Annotated in this window: 10 protein-coding genes and 7 pseudogenes; 5 read left to right on the top strand and 12 right to left on the bottom strand. The window is 63.0% G+C overall.

Translation table 11 applies throughout. The annotated features are described in order from the left end of the window. Positions 1-22: 22 nt before the first annotated feature. From potA to LN139_RS22710, 5 genes and pseudogenes are all read right to left on the bottom strand, one after another. Positions 23-1,165 (bottom strand): polyamine ABC transporter ATP-binding protein, encoded by a 1,143-nt coding sequence (gene potA / locus LN139_RS22730; RefSeq protein ID WP_236357166.1) that lies wholly within the window; start codon positions 1,163-1,165, stop codon positions 23-25. Between the two features lie 56 nt (positions 1,166-1,221). Continuing rightward, positions 1,222-2,316: a polyamine ABC transporter substrate-binding protein gene (locus LN139_RS22725; protein ID WP_329610980.1), complete on the bottom strand. Its 1,095-nt coding sequence runs from the start codon at positions 2,314-2,316 to the stop codon at positions 1,222-1,224. 162 nt (positions 2,317-2,478) lie between these two features. Further along, complete coding sequence (locus LN139_RS22720) at positions 2,479-3,579, bottom strand: polyamine ABC transporter substrate-binding protein (protein ID WP_236357164.1); 1,101 nt, start codon at positions 3,577-3,579, stop codon at positions 2,479-2,481. Positions 3,580-3,693: 114 nt separating this feature from the next. Next, positions 3,694-5,057, bottom strand: a pseudogene (locus LN139_RS22715) (aspartate aminotransferase family protein). Positions 5,058-5,098: 41 nt separating this feature from the next. After that, positions 5,099-6,457: a glutamine synthetase family protein gene (locus tag LN139_RS22710; RefSeq protein ID WP_236357162.1), complete on the bottom strand. Its 1,359-nt coding sequence runs from the start codon at positions 6,455-6,457 to the stop codon at positions 5,099-5,101. A 605-nt stretch (positions 6,458-7,062) separates the two neighbouring features. Here LN139_RS22710 and LN139_RS22705 point away from each other — a divergent pair. After that, positions 7,063-8,439 (top strand): glutamine synthetase family protein, encoded by a 1,377-nt coding sequence (locus LN139_RS22705; protein ID WP_236357159.1) that lies wholly within the window; start codon positions 7,063-7,065, stop codon positions 8,437-8,439. 320 nt (positions 8,440-8,759) lie between these two features. After that, positions 8,760-9,416 (top strand): annotated as a pseudogene (locus LN139_RS22700) (TetR/AcrR family transcriptional regulator); the annotation flags it as partial. Between the two features lie 17 nt (positions 9,417-9,433). Here LN139_RS22700 and LN139_RS22695 read toward each other — a convergent pair. The 6 genes and pseudogenes from LN139_RS22695 to ssuE form a co-directional block, all read right to left on the bottom strand. Beyond that, entirely contained in the window at positions 9,434-9,649 is a 216-nt protein-coding gene (locus LN139_RS22695; protein ID WP_097084437.1) for a TOBE domain-containing protein, read from the bottom strand. A 27-nt stretch (positions 9,650-9,676) separates the two neighbouring features. Continuing rightward, positions 9,677-10,483, bottom strand: a complete 807-nt coding sequence (gene ssuB / locus LN139_RS22690; protein WP_236357158.1) for an aliphatic sulfonates ABC transporter ATP-binding protein — start codon at positions 10,481-10,483, stop codon at positions 9,677-9,679. Beyond that, positions 10,480-11,268 (bottom strand): aliphatic sulfonate ABC transporter permease SsuC, encoded by a 789-nt coding sequence (ssuC, locus tag LN139_RS22685; RefSeq protein ID WP_236357156.1) that lies wholly within the window; start codon positions 11,266-11,268, stop codon positions 10,480-10,482. Before ssuC ends, ssuB begins: the two co-directional genes overlap by 4 nt. A 10-nt stretch (positions 11,269-11,278) precedes the next feature. Then, the gene (ssuD, locus tag LN139_RS22680; RefSeq protein ID WP_236357154.1) at positions 11,279-12,427 is read right to left on the bottom strand and encodes an FMNH2-dependent alkanesulfonate monooxygenase; all 1,149 of its coding nucleotides are present in this window, start codon (positions 12,425-12,427) and stop codon (positions 11,279-11,281) included. 25 nt (positions 12,428-12,452) lie between these two features. Then, positions 12,453-13,417 (bottom strand): annotated as a pseudogene (locus LN139_RS22670) (sulfonate ABC transporter substrate-binding protein). A gap of 80 nt (positions 13,418-13,497) precedes the next feature. Beyond that, positions 13,498-14,091: pseudogene (gene ssuE, locus LN139_RS22665) on the bottom strand (NADPH-dependent FMN reductase). Positions 14,092-14,247: 156 nt separating this feature from the next. Here ssuE and LN139_RS22660 point away from each other — a divergent pair. Continuing rightward, positions 14,248-15,271, top strand: a pseudogene (locus LN139_RS22660) (transporter). Between the two features lie 63 nt (positions 15,272-15,334). After that, positions 15,335-16,248: pseudogene (gene ppk2, locus LN139_RS22655) on the top strand (polyphosphate kinase 2). On the opposite strand, the pseudogene LN139_RS22650 reads toward ppk2, so the two are convergent. Beyond that, a pseudogene (locus tag LN139_RS22650) lies at positions 16,166-17,417 on the bottom strand (MFS transporter). The pseudogenes ppk2 and LN139_RS22650 sit on opposite strands and share 83 nt — an antisense overlap. Positions 17,418-17,547: 130 nt before the next feature. Between LN139_RS22650 and LN139_RS22645 the strand changes: the two are divergent. Continuing rightward, on the top strand, positions 17,548-18,894 hold the full coding sequence (locus LN139_RS22645; RefSeq protein ID WP_236357152.1) for an aminotransferase-like domain-containing protein: 1,347 nt from the start codon (positions 17,548-17,550) through the stop codon (positions 18,892-18,894). Positions 18,895-18,911: the final 17 nt, after the last annotated feature.

Below are 18,911 nucleotides of genomic sequence, written 5' to 3'. Positions count from 1 at the left end.
AACCGCTTCACTTTTCGCGCTTTCATGACCGAAGCACCACCCCGCTGTCGTCTTCCCACCATACGAACACTTCATCGTCCCAGGTCGGCCGCGCGCCACGGCGCTCGGCGTTGGCGACGAAGCTCTGAACGATCTTGCCGCTGGCGAGCTCGACGTGAAACACCGAATGGCCGCCCAGGTAGGCGATGTCGTGGACTTTGCCACGCGCCCAGTTGTACTCGGTTTGCGGTTGCTCGGTGGTCACCAGGAGTTTTTCCGGGCGCAGGGCGTAGGTCACGCGCTTGTCTTCTGCGGCAGTGCTCACCCCGTGGCCCACGTAAATCGGCCGTTCCAGCTCAGGGGTGGAGATCAGCGCATAGCCTTCCATGTCCTCGACCACATCGCCGTCGAACAGGTTGACGTTACCAATGAACTCGCACACCAGGCGGCTGGTCGGGGTCTCGTAGATATCCACAGGGCTGCCGATCTGCGCGATCCAGCCCAGGTGCATGATCGCGATGCGCTGGGCCATGGTCATGGCCTCTTCCTGGTCGTGGGTCACCATCACGCAGGTCACCCCCACGCGTTCGATGATTTCCACCAGCTCAAGCTGCATCTGCGAGCGCAGTTTCTTGTCCAGCGCGCCCATGGGCTCGTCGAGCAGCAGCAGCTTGGGGCGCTTTGCCAGCGAGCGGGCCAATGCCACCCGCTGGCGCTGGCCACCGGAAAGCTGGTGCGGCTTGCGCTTGGCGTACTGGCTCATGTGCACCAGCTTGAGCATCTCGGCCACACGGGCGTCGATCTCGGCGGTGGGCATCTTGTCCTGCTTCAGGCCGAAGGCGATGTTCTGCGCGACGGTCATGTGCGGGAACAAGGCGTAGGACTGGAACATCATGTTGATCGGCCGCTCATAGGGCGGCAGGTCGGTGATGTCCTGGCCATCGAGGAAAATGCGCCCCTCGGTAGGCCGCTCGAAGCCGGCGAGCATGCGCAGCAGGGTCGACTTGCCGGAGCCCGAGCCGCCCAGCAGCGCGAAGATCTCGCCTTTGTTGATTTCCAGGGACACATCGTCCACGGCGATCGTCTCGTCGAATTTCTTCGTGACCCGATCGATTTTCACCAGCACCTGCTTAGGCTGCTGGCTGCCTTCGAGGGCTTTTTTGTAGGCACTGGAGGCAACGGCCATTAACGACACTCCCATCGGTGGTTCAGGTGGCCCGCTGCACGGGCGGGCCACTGGTTTTATTTGCCCGACTTGATCCGCGTCCAGGAACGGGTCATCAGGCGTTGAATGTTCGGCGGTAACTCATGGCTCACATAGGCCTTAGCCAGTACGTCCTGTGTCGGGTAAACCGAAGAATCGGTGGCAACCTTCTGGTCCATGTCGGCCTTGGCCTCCGGGTTAGGGTTGGCGTAACCCACCGCATCGCTGACCTCGGCGATCACCTTGGGTTGCAACAGGAAATCGATGAAGGCATGCGCCTCCTTGACGTTTTCGGCGTCCTTCGGAATCGCAAGCATGTCGAACCAGAGTGCACCGCCTTCCTTTGGCACCGCATAGGCCACCTGAACGCCGTTCTTGGCTTCCTCGGCGCGGTTGCGCGCCTGGAACACATCACCCGAGAAACCGGCGGCCACGCAGATATTGCCGTTGGCAAGGTCCGAGATGTACTTGGCCGAATGGAAGTAGGTCACGTACGGCCGCACTTTCAGAAACTTGGCCTCGGCTTTCTTGAAGTCGTCCGGGTTGGTGCTGTTGGGATCCAGCCCCATGTAGTTGAGCATCGCCGGGATCATCTCATCCGGCGAGTCGAGGAAGGCAACGCCGCACTTGCTGAGTTTCTTGATGTTTTCAGGCTCGAACAGCACAGCCCATGAGTCGATCTTGTCAGTGCCCAGCGCCGCCTTGACCTTCTCGACGTTGTAACCGATGCCGTTGGTGCCCCAGAGATACGGCACGGCGTACTGATTGCCCGGGTCGTTGGCCTCCAGCCGTTTCATCAGATCAGCGTCGAGGTTTTTCCAGTTGGGCAACTGCGAACGATCGAGCTTCTGGAATGCCCCCGCCTTGATCTGCTTGCCCAGAAAATGGTTCGAGGGCACCACGACATCGTAGCCGGTGCGACCGGCCAGCAGCTTGCCTTCAAGGGTTTCGTTGGAGTCGAAGACGTCATAGACCGGCTTGATGCCGGTGGCCTTCTGGAATTCGCTGAGGGTGTTTTCGCCGATGTAGTCGGACCAGTTGTAGATATGGACCTCGCCCGCGGCTTGCGCAGCAGTGCCGGCCAACAGGCCTGCGCCCAGTGCCAGGGCCTTGAAGAACAAAGATTTAGACAAGTGCAGTTCCCCCGCAGTGTGTTTCCAGGATGGCAGCAGCCCGGCCGGTTAATCCAAAACCGGCGCGCAACTTACCTGTGATGAACCTGCCCAGCAAAAAAAATTTTTGTTTCAGTGCACGAGGTAGCGGCTGGAGCGCCGCCACCTGTGCTCGCCACGGGCTTATTTGCCCGATTTGATCTTGGTCCAGCTGCGGGTCAACTCGCGCAGTGTGCCCTGCGGCAGGTCGGCGATCGCGTACAGCTTGGCCTTCACGTCGGCTGATGGGTACACGCCTGGGTCGGAGGTGATGTCCTTGTCGACCATGGGCGTTGCAGCGTCGTTGATGTTGGGGAAACGCACGGCGTTGGTGATCTCGGCCATTACTTCAGGCTGAAGGATGAAGTTCATCCACTTGTAGGCGAGCTCTTTGTTTTCGGCATCCTTGGGGATGGCGACCATGTCATAGAAGCTGCCAGCGCCTTCTTTCGGAATGGCGTAGGCGACCTTGACCTTGCCACCGGCCTCTTCGGCGCGGGATTTGGCCTGGTACACATCACCCGAGTAGCCGACGGCTACGCAGATGTTGCCGTTGGCCAGGTCCGAGATGTACTTGGAGGAGTGGAAGTACTGGATGCTCGGGCGGATCTTCAAGTAGAGGTCTTCTGCTTTCTTGATGTCGTCCTTGCTCTGGGTGTCGGTTTTCAGGCCCAGATAGTGCAGCGCCACCGGCATCATCTCGGTCGGCGAATCAAGGAAGCTCACCCCGCAGCTCTTGAGCTTGGCGATGTTCTCAGGCTTGAACAGCACGTCCCAGGAGTCGATCTTGTCGACGCCCAGTGCAGCCTTGACCTTCTCGGGGTTGTAGCCGATGCCGATCGAGCCCCACATGTACGGGAAGGCGTGGGCGTTGTCCTTGTCGCTGGCGTCGCCTACGGCCTTGAGCTGGCCGGCGTTGAGGTTTTTCCAGTTGGGCAGCTTGGACTTGTCGAGGGTCTCGTACACGCCGGCCTTGATCTGCTTGGCCAGGAAGTTGTTCGACGGCACCACGATGTCGTAGCCGGAGTGGCCAGCGAGCATTTTGGCTTCGAGCGTCTCGTTGCTGTCGTAGACGTCGTAGACCACCTTCACGCCGGGGTTGGCCTCTTCGAACTTCTTGACGGTGTCCGGGGCAATGTAGTCGGACCAGTTATAGACGTGCAGAACCTTGTCGTCAGCGTGCGCGGCACCCGCCATCGCCCCCATCAGCGCCATGGCCAGCAGCGATTTGCCCAGCTTATTCATGCGTAGTGCTCCAAATAGTGTTTAAACCAATCCGTCCTTCGGTGCGCGGCCCTGGCAACGGGCGTGCGGTGTGGGCGCGGGGCACTGCCCCCGCGCCGGCGCACAGCCTAGCATTTAGCCCTGCAGCGCATTAAGGGTCAGGTCCAGGCATTTGTGCGCCTTGCTCACCAGCTCATCGATCTCGCCACGGCTGATCACCAGCGGCGGGGCGATGATCATGGTGTCGCCTACTGCGCGCATGATCAGGCCATTGTCGAAACAGAACTGCCGGCAGAGCATTCCCGCACCGCGCCCTTCGTAACGCGTGCGGGCCTGTTTGTCGCGCACCAGCTCGATGGCGCCCAGCATGCCCAGGCCGCGAACCTCGCCCACCAGCGGATGGGCCTGAAGTTCGCGCAAGCGGCTTTGCAAATACGGTGCCGTTTCGCTGCGTACACGCTCGATGATCTTTTCTTCACTGAGGATGCGCAGGTTCTCCAGCCCCACAGCCGCCGCCACCGGGTGCCCGGAGTAGGTGAAACCGTGATTGAAGTCGCCGCCTTGCTCGATCACCTTCACCACTTCGTCGCGCACGATCACGCCGCCCATGGGCACGTAGCCCGAGGTCAGGCCTTTGGCGATGGTCATCAGGTCAGGCTTGAGATCGTAGTAATCGCTACCGAACCACTCGCCGGTGCGGCCAAAGCCACAGATCACCTCGTCGGCCACGAACAGGATCTCGTAGCGGGCGAGCACTTCCTTGATTTTGGGCCAGTAGGTATCCGGCGGAATGATCACGCCACCTGCGCCCTGGATCGGCTCGGCGATGAACGCGGCGACGTTTTCTTCGCCCAGCTCGAGGATTTTTTCTCCAGCTGCTCGGCAGCCCATACGCCGAACGCATCCGGGCTCATGTCGCCGCCTTCGCCGAACCAGTACGGCTGCGGGATGTGCGCGATGCCTGGAATCGGCAGGTCGCCCTGCTCGTGCATGTAAGCCATGCCGCCCAGGCTGGCGCCGGCGACGGTAGAGCCGTGATAACCGTTGATGCGGCTGATCAGGGTCTTCTTGTTTGGCTTGCCCTTGAGCGCCCAGTAATGGCGAACCAGGCGCAGCACGGTGTCGTTGCCCTCGGAGCCGGAGCCGGTGAAGAACACATGGCTCATGCCCGCCGGGGCCACGTCGGTGATTGCCTTGGCCAGCTCGAGTGCTGGCGGGTGGGCGGTCTGGAAGAACAGGTTGTAATAAGGCAACTCGCGCATTTGCCGGGCAGCCGCCTGCACCAGCTCCTCGCGGCCATAGCCCACCGCCACGCACCACAGCCCAGCCATGCCGTCGAGGATCTGCCGGCCTTCGCTGTCCCAGAGGTGCACGCCCTGAGCTTTGGTAATGATGCGCGGGCCCTTTTGCTTGAGCTGCTGGTAATCGCTGAAAGGGGCCAAATGGTGCTCACCGCTCAGGGCTTGCCAGGCTTGGGTTTGCGCTGCGTTGTCGCTCATTGCTCTCTCCTGTTCCCCAGCGCCCCGGGCGCCGGGCCCGATCAGACCGCGAACAGCAGGAACTCCCGTTCCCAGGAACTGATCACTCGTTTGAAGTTTTCGTTCTCTGCACGTTTCACCGCGACGAAGCCGACGATGAATTTCTTGCCCAGGTATTTCTCCAGGGTGCGGCAGTTTTCCATGCGCTCCAGCGCATCTTCGATGGTCAGCGGCAGGCGCAGGTTGCGGCGCTCATAGCCACGGCCGTGTACCGGCGCGCTGGGGTTGATGCCTTCGACCATGCCGATGTAACCGCACAGCAAGCTGGCGGCGATGGCGAGGTAGGGGTTGGCGTCAGCGCCCGGCAGGCGGTTTTCCACCCGGCGGTTCTGCGGCGTGGCATCCGGCACGCGCAGGCCGACGGTGCGGTTCTCCACGCCCCACTCCACGTTCACTGGCGCCGAGGTGTCGGGCAGGAAGCGGCGGAAGGAGTTCACGTTCGGCGCGAACAGCGGCAGTGCCTCTGGAATGAACTTCTGCAGCCCGCCCACGTGGTTGAGGAACAGCTGGCTCATAGTGCCGTCTTCGTTGGAGAAGATATTCTTGCCGGTCTTGATGTCGACGATGCTCTGGTGCAGGTGCATGGCACTGCCCGGCTCACCGGTCATGGGTTTGGCCATGAAGGTGGCGGCAACGTTGTGCTTGAGCGCAGCCTCGCGCATGGTGCGCTTGAACACCAGGATCTGGTCGGCCAGGTGCAGGGCATCGCCGTGGCGGAAGTTGATTTCCATCTGCGCGGTGCCGTCCTCGTGGATCAGCGTATCCAGGTCGAGGTTCTGCGCCTCGCACCAGTCGTAGACGTCCTCGAACAACGGGTCGAACTCGTTGGCGGCTTCGATGGAAAACGACTGGCGGCCGGTTTCAGGGCGCCCCGAGCGGCCGATCGGCGGCTGCAGCGGGTAGTCCGGGTCGTCGCTGCGCTTGGTCAGGTAGAACTCCATCTCAGGTGCCACGATCGGCTGCCAGCCACGGTCGGTGTAGAGCTTGAGCACGCGTTTGAGCACGTTGCGCGGCGACAGCTCGATGGGGTTGCCCTGCTTGTCATAGGTGTCGTGGATCACCTGAGCGGTTGGCTCGATCGCCCACGGCACCGAGAACACCGCATTCTCGTCAGGGCGGCAGAACATGTCGATGTCGGCCGGGTCGAGCAGCTCGTAGTAGATCTCGTCTTCGACGTAATCGCCGGTCACCGTTTGCAGCAACACACTCTCGGGCAGGCGCATGCCTTTTTCGGCGATGAACTTGTTTGTCGGCGAGATTTTGCCGCGAGTGATGCCGGTCAGGTCGCTGATCAGGCATTCCACTTCGGTGATCTTGTGTTTTTTCAACCAATCGGTGAGCTGGTCGAGGTTGCTGCTCATAAATACCTCAGAAGGCGACGTGGCATGGGGTGGCCCCAATGGCGGGGCGAACCTGCGGAGCAGGCACTACAGTTGAGGCACGGCGACGCAGCGCCGGCACAACAGATGCATTGAACCGTAAGCGGGCAGGTTTGGGCAGAGGATAATCGCGAGCCTGTGAAAGATCGTCGAGGTGCCATAGCCGGCTTTGATGAACGGCCAAGACTGTGGCACGCTGCAAGCAGGCGCTGGCATCGTCAGAATATCTGCCAGCGGCGCCTGCGGCATGTGTACCTTTGCCAGGCGGTTCGCAGGCGCGGTGCTAGAGCCGCCAAGGTGCTGGCATGCCATGAGGGTCCCCGTTGTTTTTGCTGTTTTGGGATGCATCGGAGCTTAGCGCTGTTCAATTTATTACACAACAGGCCGTAAATAATTTTATACGCCCTGCTCGTACGCGCAAAAGCTGAATTATTATTTAGCGCGAAAATGCTCCATTTTGGCCCCTCAAGCGCCTTTTTGCCCTGAATGGAAGCACGAACTGCCCGTCTTGACTTGCATGCGGGTTTCGGATTGACTGAGCTGGCTGTCAGTCATTGATTGAGATTTTTAACAAAAGGTGTTGCATCATGTCGGTCCCACCGCGTGCCGTTCAACTCAACGAGGCGAACGCATTCCTCAAGGAACACCCTGAGGTTTTGTACGTTGACCTTCTGATAGCGGATATGAATGGTGTGGTGCGCGGCAAGCGCATCGAGCGCACCAGCCTCCATAAGGTTTACGAAAAGGGCATCAACCTGCCCGCCTCGCTCTTCGCTCTCGATATCAATGGCTCCACCGTCGAAAGCACAGGCCTTGGCCTGGATATCGGCGACGCCGACCGCATCTGCTACCCCATCCCCAATACCTTGAGCAACGAGCCTTGGCAGAAGCGCCCGACCGCGCAGCTGTCGATGACGATGCACGAGATCGAAGGCGAGCCGTTCTTCGCAGACCCGCGCGAGGTGCTGCGCCAGGTGGTGAAGAAGTTCGACGACATGGGGCTGACCATCTGCGCCGCGTTCGAGCTGGAGTTCTACCTGATCGACCAGGAGAACGTGAACGGCCGGCCGCAGCCGCCGCGCTCGCCAATCTCGGGCAAGCGCCCGCAGTCGACCCAGGTGTACCTGATCGACGACCTCGACGAATACGTCGACTGCCTGCAGGACATCCTCGAGGGTGCCAAGGAGCAGCGCATCCCCGCCGACGCCATCGTCAAGGAAAGCGCCCCGGCGCAGTTCGAGGTCAACCTGCATCATGTGGCCGATGCGCTCAAGGCGTGTGACTACGCGGTATTGCTCAAGCGGCTGATCAAGAACATCGCCTACGACCATGAAATGGACACCACATTCATGGCCAAGCCCTATCCAGGGCAAGCGGGCAATGGCCTGCACGTGCATATCTCGATCCTGGACAAGACCGGCAAGAACATCTTCACCAGTGAGGATCCCGAGCAGAACGCCGCATTGCGCCATGCGGTCGGCGGTGTGCTCGAGACCCTGCCCGCTTCGATGGCCTTCCTGTGCCCGAACGTGAACTCCTACCGCCGCTTCGGCGCGCAGTTCTATGTGCCCAACTCACCGACCTGGGGCCTGGACAACCGCACCGTGGCACTGCGCGTGCCCACTGGCTCCGCCGACGCGGTGCGTGTTGAGCACCGGGTGGCGGGGGCAGATGCGAACCCGTACCTGGTCATGGCCTCGGTGCTGGCCGGCATCCACCACGGCCTCACCAACGAATGCGAACCCGGCGAGCCGCTGGAGGGCAACGCCTACGAGCAGACCGAGCCAAGCCTGCCGAACAACCTGCGCGACGCCCTGCGTGCACTGGACGACAGCGAGATCATGGCCCGCTACATCGACCCCAAATACATCGACATCTTCGTGGCCTGCAAGGAAAGCGAGCTGGAGGAGTTCGAGCACTCGATCTCGGACCTTGAGTACAACTGGTATTTGCATACGGTGTAAGCTGCGCTCCATCGCAACCTCCCGCATCGCCCGGCAAGCCGGCCTCCCACTTATGCAAAATCGTGGGAGGCCGGCTTGCCGGCGACGTGACGCACTGAACGGTTACAACCTCTTCCAAGGGCTACCGACGGGTACGGCGTTCGAGTAGTTGAACCTCGATGGACTGCTGAAGCATGTCATCCGTAGCCACTCCCCTGACAAAGTCCCAACGCATAAACGCCCTGCGATCAAACCGGATTACTGGTAGCCGTCGTGTAGACTGCGCCCAACTGCAACCTCCCGTGTCGCCCGGCAAGCCAGCCTCCCACCTTGGCAAAATCGTGGGAGGCCGGCTTGCCGGGCGACGGACGCACTGGACGCTCATATGCCCTCCCCGCAAACCTCGTGCGACCAGCCAGGCGCGTATCGGCGCGATCCTCGACGCAGCCCGCCAACTCCTGGCGACCGAAGGCGCCGCCAACCTGTCGATCCACACCGTAGCCGAACATGCCAGCATGCCGCCTTCATCCGTGTATCACTTCTTCGCCAGCGTCCCGGCCCTGCTGCACGCGCTCACTCAGGACGTGCACGCCGCCTTCCGGGCAACTTTGCAGGCGCCGGTCGAACTTGCCGAGGCCAGCACCTGGCGCGATCTATCCAAAACGCTGGAGCAGCGCATGCTGGCGGTGTACCAGGCGGACCCTGCCGCACGGCAGTTGATCCTGGCCCAGCACGGTTTGAGTGAGGTGATGCAAGCGGATCGCCAACACGACGCCGAACTGGGGCAACTGATGCGCCAGGTTTTCGGGCGGTACTTCATGCTGCCGGCATTGCCGGATGACGTGGACGTGTTCGCCCTGGCGATGGAATTGGGCGACCGGGTCTATGCCCGGTCAATGCAGCTGCACGGCGTGATTACGCCACGGCTGGCGGAGGAAGGGCTGCGCGTGTTCGACGCCTACCTGGGGCTGTACCTGCCGCCTTATCTGGCCAGGCAGCCCCAGGGCTGTGAACCTCACAGTTTGGCGATGGAGACTTCGGTGGATTTCACGAACGCGATTACCTCGCTACCCACACCCAGCTCAAGCTCGCGCACCGAGCGAGTCGTGATCACCGAAGTGACGATGCCCGACGCAGTCTGCACGTCGATTTCCGACAGCACCGGCCCTTCGATGATTTCCTTCACGGTGCCTTTGAACTGGTTGCGAACGTTGATGGCTTTGATGGTCATGGCAAAACTCCAGATAGGAACAAGGGTTCAGTAAGCCCAACGCAGTTGCGTGGGCAGAGGGGTCACAGGCTCGGCGACAGGGTCTTCGCCGGGCAATTGCAGGACACGGGCCAGCACTTCAGCCTCCAGCGCCGCCAATGTGGCGGAGCCGCGTGGGCGCGGGCGCGGCAGGTCGACTGCCAGGTCCAGGCCCACATGGCCGTCTTCGATCAAGATCACTCGATCAGCCACGGCCACCGCTTCGGCAACATCGTGGGTCACCAGCAGCACCGTAAAGCCATGCTGCTGCCACAGACGTTCGATCAATTGCTGCATGTCGATGCGGGTCAGTGCGTCCAGCGCGCCGAGCGGCTCATCGAGCAGCAGCAGGCGGGGCTGGTGGATCAGCGCACGAGCCAGCGCGACACGCTGCTTCTGCCCGCCCGACAACGCCGCCGGCCACTCATGCGCACGCTCCGCCAGCCCTACCGCTTCCAAGGCTTGCAGCGCCTTGGGCCGCCAGTCGCCTTTCAGGCCCAGGCCAACGTTGTCGATCACTCGTTTCCACGGCAGCAGGCGCGAGTCCTGAAACATCAGCCGCGTGTCTTCGCGGGCTGCCTCCAGGCTTTGCTCGCCCGCCAGCAGGCGCCCACCGGTGGGCTTGTCGAGGCCAGCCAGCAAGCGCAGCAAGGTGCTCTTGCCGCAACCGCTGCGCCCCACCACTGCAACGAACTGGCCAGCAGGAATGCTCAAATCGATGTTATGCAGCACTTGGCGCGTGCCGAACGCTTTGCTCACTTGCTCGATGCGCAGATCTGCCCCGCGCACTGGCCTGGATTGATTGAAAGCGGTCATGCGGCACCTCGCTTGGGCTGATACGCCGGGTGCCAGCGCAACCAGGCACGTTCAAGGCCGCGCGCAGCGAGATCGGCCAGCTTGCCGAGCACTGCGTAGAGCACGATGGCCAACACCACAACATCGGTTTGCAGGAATTCACGGGCGTTCATCGCCAGATAACCGATGCCGGAGCTGGCCGAAATGGTCTCGGCCACGATCAGCGTCAGCCACATCAGGCCCAGGGCGAAGCGCACGCCGACCAGGATCGACGGCAAGGCACCCGGCAGGATGACCTGCCAGAACAGCGAAAAACCGGACAAGCCGTAGCTTCGCGCCATCTCTACCAACGCCGGGTCGACGTTGCGGATGCCGTGATACGTGTTCAGGTAGATGGGAAACAGCGTGCCGAGGGCCACCAAAAAGATCTTCGCCGACTCATCGATGCCGAACCACAGGATCACCAGCGGAATCAGCGCCAGGTGTGGCACGTTGCGGATCATCTGCACCGAGGTGTCGAGGAACCGCTCGCCCCAGTTGGAAAGCCCCGAAATCAGCCCCAGCACCAGGCCGATGCCCCCGCCGATCAAAAAGCCGATGCCGGCCCGCCACCCGCTGATGGCCAGATGCGTCCAGATCTCGCCACTGCGCACCAGTTGCACACCGGCCTCCACCACAGCGCTGGGCGCCGGGAGGATGCGTGTCGAGAGCCAGCCGGCTGCCACTGCCCCCTGCCAGGCTGCCAGCAGCAGCACCGGCAGGGCCCAGGGCGCGAGGCGCTCGAGCGTTCGCTTCGTTGCGCTCATGTTCGCCCCCTCAGCTCTGCGATGCCGCTTTGGGCAGGATGTCGTTGGCGACCATCTCCCCGAACGGGCTGATGTAGCCGGCACTGGCCGGTTGCTCGGGGCGGGCGATGTCCAGGTGCGGGAACAGCAACTCGGCCACGCGATAAGACTCTTCCAGGTGCGGGTAGCCGGAGAAGATGAAAGTGTCGATGCCCAGCGCTGCGTATTCCTTCACCCGCGCCGCTACGGTCGGGCCATCGCCCACCAGAGCGGTGCCCGCGCCGCCGCGCACCAGGCCCACGCCGGCCCAGAGGTTGGGCGCCACTTCCAGGTTGTCGCGCTTGCCGCCGTGCAAGGCGGCCATGCGTTGCTGGCCCACCGAGTCGAACTTGGCGAAGGAGGCTTGGGCACGGGCGATGGTGTCGTCGTCGAGGTTCTCGATCAGCCGGTCGGCGGCTTTCCAGGCCTCTTCGGTGGTCTCGCGCACAATCACGTGCAGGCGAATGCCAAAGCGTACTGTGCGGCCTTGCTGGGCAGCCTTTTCACGCACCTGGGCAATCTTCTCGGCCACAGCGGCAGGCGGCTCGCCCCAGGTCAGGTACAGCTCGACCTGCTCGGCAGCCAGGTCCTGTGCTGCGTCCGATGAACCGCCGAAATACAGCGGCGGGCGCGGCTTCTGGATCGCCGGATAGAGCAGCTTGGCGCCTTTGACCTGAATGTGCTTGCCGTCGTAATCGACCACTTCGCCTTCGAGCACACGGCGCCAGATGCGCGTGAACTCGACCGAGGCTTCGTAGCGCTCCTCATGGGTCAAGAACAGGCCGTCGCCTTCGAGCTCGGCCGGGTCGCCACCGGTGACCAGGTTGAACAGCGCGCGGCCATTGGAAAGACGGTCCAGCGTGGCAGCCTGTCGGGCGGCAACGGTCGGCGAAATGATCCCCGGGCGCAGCGCTACCAGAAACTTCAGCCGCTGGGTCACCGGGATCAGCGACGCGGCGACCAACCAGGAGTCTTCGCAGGAACGGCCGGTGGGGATCAGCACCCCGCCGAACCCCAGCCGGTCGGCCGCCTGGGCGATCTGGGTGAGGTAGCCGTGGTCCACGGCACGCGCGCCTTCGGCGGTGCCAAGGTAGTGGCCGTCGCCGTGGGTGGGCAGGAACCAGAAAATGTTGAGGCTCATGAAGTGGTCTCCTTTGAGGGCACGCTTATTGGGCGGCCGCCACATTGGCGGGTGGTGTCCAGATCACGTCCTTGATGGTCAAGGGCTTGGGGATCAGCTTGAGGTTGTAGAAAGCGTCGGCAATCTTCTGCTGGGCCTGGGTCACTTCCGGGGTGATGAACCCGGCGCCGAAGCCCTGGCGTTTCACCGAGGTCAGCGTGATGGGCGCTGGAAGGCCCAGCAGCGGTGCGACCTGATCGGTCACCTCTTGCGGATTGTTCGAAGCCCACTGGCCGATCTCGCGGACTTGCTCGACGACCGCTTCGATCACTTTGGGGTGACCTTTGGCGTAAGTGCGAGCGGCGAGATAGAACTGGTGGTTATCCACAAGGCCGGTGCCGTCCTGCAGGGTGCGCGCCTGAAGCTGCTGCTCGGCGGCGGCCTGGTAGGGTTCCAGATCACCCAGGCATCGACGCTGCCGCGCTCGAACGCCGCACGGGCATCGGCAGGCGGCAGGTATACCGGGGTGATTTCGTTGTAGGCGATGCCGGCCTTGGCCAGTGCCTGCACCAGCAGGTAATGAACATTGGAGCCCTTGTTGAGGGCGATCTTCTTGCCCTTGAGGTCGGCAAGCGACTTGATCGCGGAATCCTTGGGCACCAGGATCGCCTCGCTTTTGGGCGCTGGCGGCTCATAGGCCACGTACTGCAGGTCGGCGCCTGCGGCCTGGGCGAACACCGGCGGTGTTTCGCCGGTCACGCCGAAGTCGATCGAGCCGACGTTGAGGCCCTCAAGCAGCTGCGGGCCGCCGGGGAATTCGGTCCATTGCACCTGTACGCCTTGCTCGGCGAGCTTTTTCTCCAGGGTGCCGCGGGCCTTGAGCAGCACCAGGGTGCCGTACTTCTGGTAACCGATACGCAGGGTATCGGCCTGTGCGAATGAAGCTACTCCGAGGGAAACGGTCGCGGCAAACAGTGCGACCAGCCCCTGACGCAAAAAGAATGTGCGCATTGCGCTCTCCTGATACTGATCGGGGTGCCGGCGCCTGCTTCCCGTGATCGGGTCAGAAGGTCAGGGCGGAATAAAAAGGCTCAGATGCTGAAACGCGACCTGAGCAAACGGTCATTGAGCGTTCCTGGCTCGACCGGCCGGGGCCGGCGCGCCAAGGCGCTGTGAAAGGTTTCGATGGAGCTTTCCAGACGCTGCGTGAGCACCGGGGCCAGTTGCGGTGCCGCACTCCCCTCGCCGTAGGCGATCTGGCTGTCGTCGGCGAAGATGCCGTGAAGCACCTCCTGGGCCTTGAGCGCCGCCAGCACCGGCTTGAGTGCGTAATCCACCGCCAGCATGTGGGCGATGCTGCCGCCCGTAGCGAAGGGCAACACCACCTTGTGCTCCAGCGCCCGCTCCGGCAGCAGGTCCAGCAGCGTCTTCAATGCGCCGCTGAACGAGGCCTTGTAGACCGGGTAGACACGATCACGCCGTCGGCGCGATCTACCACATCCTGCCATTCGAGCACCGCCGCACTGTTGAACCGGGCGTGAAGCAGGTCGGCCGGGTCGAAATCGCGCACCTGAAACGTCGCGACTTCCACACCCCGTGCCTGCAACAACTGGCTCGCCCGCTCCAGCAACACTCCGGAACGTGAACGCGCACTGGGGCTGCCCCCTGACGGCTACGACCAACATCGCTTGCTCCACTTCGTTGCGTGACTGAATGGCGCTCACCTTAACAACGGATTTTTATATCCTTAAATCATATTTATTCATTTGTTTATTTCCATATCGAATATATGGCTCAGGTTTCGTCATGTAGCTGTCACACGCTGGTGATATTTAGCCATCATGCAAACGACCCTCGCGCCCAAGGCAGCCGATGCCGACCCTTATGGCCTGATCTGTGGTTTCCGCTTCCGTGCCGGCGTCGCCGGCGATGAAATGGACGCCCAGGCCACCCTGCACGCCGTGCAAAACCTGCCCGTGGGTGATGAGTTCATCTGGGTGCACCTGAACATGGCGCATGCCGGCTGCAAGCGCTGGATGCTGCAGCACCTGGACCTGCCGGAGTATTTCTTCGAAACCCTCAGCGAAGGCTCGCGCTCCACGCGCCTGGAGCACGTGGAGGGCGCGTTGACGGCGGTGGTGAACGATGTGGTGTTCCGCTTCGGAGAGCCGTCCTCGGACATCGCCACGTTGTGGCTGTGCGTGCGCGAAAACATGCTGGTGAGCGTGCGCCTGCAACCGCTGCGCTCGGCCGACCGCCTGCGCTTTGCGGTCAAGCGCGGCGAAACCTTCGATTCGCCCCTGGAGTTGCTGGAGCACCTGATCGATGACCAGGCCGAGATCCTCACCCAGATGATCCGCGACACGCACCTGAACGTTGACCGCATCGAAGACCAGCTGCTTTCCCGGCGCCTGACCTACAACCGCGCCGAGCTCAGCGGCGTGCGCCGTACCCTGGTGCGCATGCAGCGGCTGCTGGCGCTGGAGCCGAACTCGCTGATGCGCCTGCTCAACCGCCCGCCGCGCTGGTTCGGCGAGGAAGAGGTACAGGCGCTGCGTTCGCAGACCGAGGAATTCTCCCGGGTGATCCACGACCTGGCGGCGCTGCTGGAGCGCATCAAGCTGATTCAGGAAGAAATCACCGCCCTGCAGAACGAGCAGACCAACCGAACCCTGTTCACCCTGACCCTGGTCACGGTGCTGGCGCTGCCAATAAATATCAGTTGCAGGGTTTTTCGGCATGAACGTCGGCGGCATCCCGCTCTCGGATTCACCTCATGGTTTCTGGATTCTGGTGGTGATCGTGGCCAGCTTCACACTGCTGGCCGGCCGCCTGGCGTTTCGAAAACGTACCGACACCGACTAGTCACAGGGCATACACGAGCCGCGCGTAGGCTCGCCTTATCGACACCTTACCGAGGGCCAGATCGTGGATTCGAACAATCATCAACAAACCCGCCTGCGCCAGGACCGCCTCGACCAGTTCGACGAAGAGCTCGAGCTGGAGCTGGCGGACGACAGCTTCCAGCTGGACGCTTTTTTCAGCGCCGACCTTTCGAATGCCCCCGAGCGGCTCCAGCGCCGCCACTACTTCGCCGAGCTGTTCCGCATGCAGGGCGAGCTGGTGAAGTTGCAGAACTGGGTGGTGAAAACCGGCGAAAAGATCGTGATCCTTTTCGAAGGCCGCGACGCTGCCGGCAAAGGCGGCGTGATCAAGCGCATCACCCAACGCCTGAACCCACGGGTGTGCCGCGTGGCCGCGCTGCCTGCGCCCAACGACCGTGAGCAGACCCAGTGGTATTTCCAGCGCTATGTGGCGCACTTGCCCGCCGCGGGCGAGATCGTGCTGTTCGACCGCAGCTGGTACAACCGCGCGGGTGTGGAAAAGTGATGGGGTTTTGCAACGACCACCAGTACGAAGAGTTTTTCCGCTCGGTGCCTGAGTTCGAGCGCATGCTCACTCGCTCCGGCATCCGCCTGATCAAGTACTGGTTTTCGATCACCGACGAGGAGCAGGAGCTGCGCTTCACCGCGCGCATCCACGACCCGCTCAAGCAGTGGAAGCTCAGCCCCATGGACCTTGAGTCGCGGCGGCGCTGGGAGGCCTATACCAAGGCCAAGGAAGTGATGCTCGAACGTACGCACATCCCCGAGGCGCCCTGGTGGGTGGTGGAGGCCGACGACAAGAAGCGCGCCCGGCTCAACTGCATCCACCACCTGCTGCACCAGGTGCCTTACGAGGGTGTCGAGCTGCCCACCGTTACCCTGCCCCCACGTGCGCGCCACGAGGACTACGTGCGCCAGCCGGTGCCTGAGCAGATTCTGGTGCCGCAGGTGTACTGACGCTTCGCGCACCGGGCAGCAAACGCCAGGTAGCGAGCAACAAGGCGGCCAGCAACATCAGGCACAGCAGGTTGCTGCCCGCCCAGCCCACCAGGCCGATCAGCACCGAAGGCAGGAATGCCCCAAGCGTCGCGCAGATGGCGATGGCCAGGTCATTCTTGCCTTGGGCATCCATGGCCTGGGGCGTGTTGCCCAGGACCTGCGCCAGCAGCGCGCCGCCGCCCACGTAAGTGAAGTTCCAGCCCAACCCCAGCACCACCAGCGCCAAGGCCAGGCCTTGGTGCCCGCTGCACCGCAAGGTTCATCGCCGAGCTGCCGGCCAGCAGCACCAGGCCAAGGCACAGCAGCGCCTTGAGCCCGATCCGGCGGATCAGCGCAGCGGTGAAGAACGACGGCGCGAACATCGCGATCACATGCCACTGGATGGCGCTGCGGATGTCGTCGAAGCCGGTGTGCATGTGGTTCATGTGCAACGAGGCCTGAATCATCAGCAGGTTCATGATGCCGTAGCCCAAGGCAGCGATGGCCATGGCCAACTTCGCTTGCACCGGCAGCGGGCTGCCGCCGTTGCGCCGAACGGGCTGCGCCGGGCGTGGCGCCTGCGGCTGCACCCAGGCCACTGCGAACGCCAGCACAGCCAGCGCAATGAAGCTGGCATAGCACAGCGCAAACGCCGGGTAACCGCCGGCGTCCTTGAGCAGGCCGGTCAGCGCCGGGCCAACGAACGCCGCCACCACACCCCCGGCCACCACCAGCGACAACGCCCGTGGCTTGAGCACGGCAGGCAACCCATCGGTGGCGGCAAAGCGGTTGAAGTTGGCGAAGGCCACGTACACGCCCAATGCCGAGTGGCTGAGCACCAGCAGGGCGAAGCTGCCGAGCCTTACGGCCTGGTAGCCGCTCAGGCCCGCTACCACCAGCGCGAGCGACCCGAGCATGAACGCGCGCTTGCGCCCCAGGCGCGCCATCAACCGCGCCGCAGGGTAGGTCGCCAGCATCAGCAACAGGAACTGAAAGCCATACGGCACCGTGGCCAAGGCCGGCGTGGGCGCCAGCGCCGCACCGACCATCGCGGCCATGGTTACCGACATCACGGCGGTGGTGAGGTTGATCGACTGGGCTGTGAAGTACAGCCAGGTTTTGCCGGGCAAGCGGCAGGGTTCGGGCATCGGGGTCACGCTCAGCGCTCCTGGATGATTGACCCGGCGATCATTGCACCGCCGCCCGCGCGCGGGGCGAACAGTCGACGGCGTTTCCCACGAACTGTTAGGCTGTTTCTTCTAACAGTGAGAGCTGCCCATGCTTGCCGACCCGTTCCACACCGCGTTGAAGGCGCGCCTGCAAGCCGGGGAATGGCCTGCCGGGCAGCGCTTGCCGTCGATCCGCCAGTTCGTGGCCGAGGGCAATGCCAGTTATCACCAGGTCACCCGCGCCTTCGCGCAGTTGGCAAGCGAAGGGCTGCTGAGCGCGCAACCGGGCCGTGGCCATTTCGTCACCCCGCTGGCGCAGGCCTCGGCCGTCAGCGCCAGCGAAGCGCCGGTGCGCATGCAGGGCGATGCGCTGTTCAAGCTGCTGCAAGGCGGCCCGCACCTCACCAAACTCGGCTGCGGCTGGCTGCCGGCGGCCTGGCGTGACACCGAGCTGCTGGCCAAGGCCATCCGCCGCACCGCGCGCCTTGAGCAAAGCGCGCTGGCCGAATACGGCGACATCTCCGGCTACCTGCCGCTGCGCAAACAGCTGAGCGTGCACCTCAAGCGCCAGACGCGCCTGGACGTGCCACCCGACCAATTGCTCACCACCCTGGGCGCGACCCAGGCGCTGGACCTGATCACTCGCCTGTTGATCCAGCCCGGTGACCACGTGCTGGTCGACGAGCCGTGCAACGGCAACCTGGTGCGGCTCATCCAGCTGGCCGGCGGCCACGTGGTGGGCATCCGCCGCACCGCAGACGGCCCGGACATCGAAGAAATGCAGCAGTACCTGGCCCGGCACAAGGTCAAGGCCTTCTACTGCAACAGCACCTACCACAACCCCACCGGCGGCAACCTCAGCCCGCACAACGCCTTCAAAGTGCTGCGCCTGGCCAGCGAACACGACTTCATGGTGGTGGAAGATGACGTATACGGCGACTTCAATCCGCACCTGCGCCAGACCTTCGCCGAGCTGGACAACCTGGAGCGCACGCTTTACGTGGGCAGTTTCTCCAAGTGCCTCTCGGCGTCGCTGCGGGTGGGCTACATCGCCTGCCCGGCGCACTTGGTCGAGCCGCTCACGCGCTTGAAACTGCTCACCTGCGTGGCGGTGCCGGCCTTCTGCGAGCGCTTCGTCAACACCATCCTGGTGGACGGCACCTACGCAGGCCACATGAAGCAGCTTCAGCAAAAGCTCATCGCCCAGCAGGTTCGCACCCAGCAAGCGCTGGCGCGGCACGGCTGGGAGCTGGAGATGCAGCCGCAGGGCGGGATGTTCCTCTGGGCCTGGCACCCGCAAGTGGAGGACCAGGCCGAGTTGATCACCCGGCTGGAGCGGCACGACATTTTGCTGATGCCGGGGGCTTCGTTTTCGGTGGGGCGGGACTACCGGCGCTACCTGCGTATCAACTGCACGCACTTCGCCCCGGCGGTGGGCAAGCACTTCAAGGTTTGAACCCCACCGCCGGCCCA

Origin of the sequence: Pseudomonas sp. KNUC1026, assembly GCF_021650705.1 — a bacterium.
Taxonomy (GTDB): domain Bacteria; phylum Pseudomonadota; class Gammaproteobacteria; order Pseudomonadales; family Pseudomonadaceae; genus Aquipseudomonas.
The sequence above is the reverse complement of the archived record's forward strand: the minus strand, read 5'-3'. Positions and strand labels throughout refer to the sequence as shown.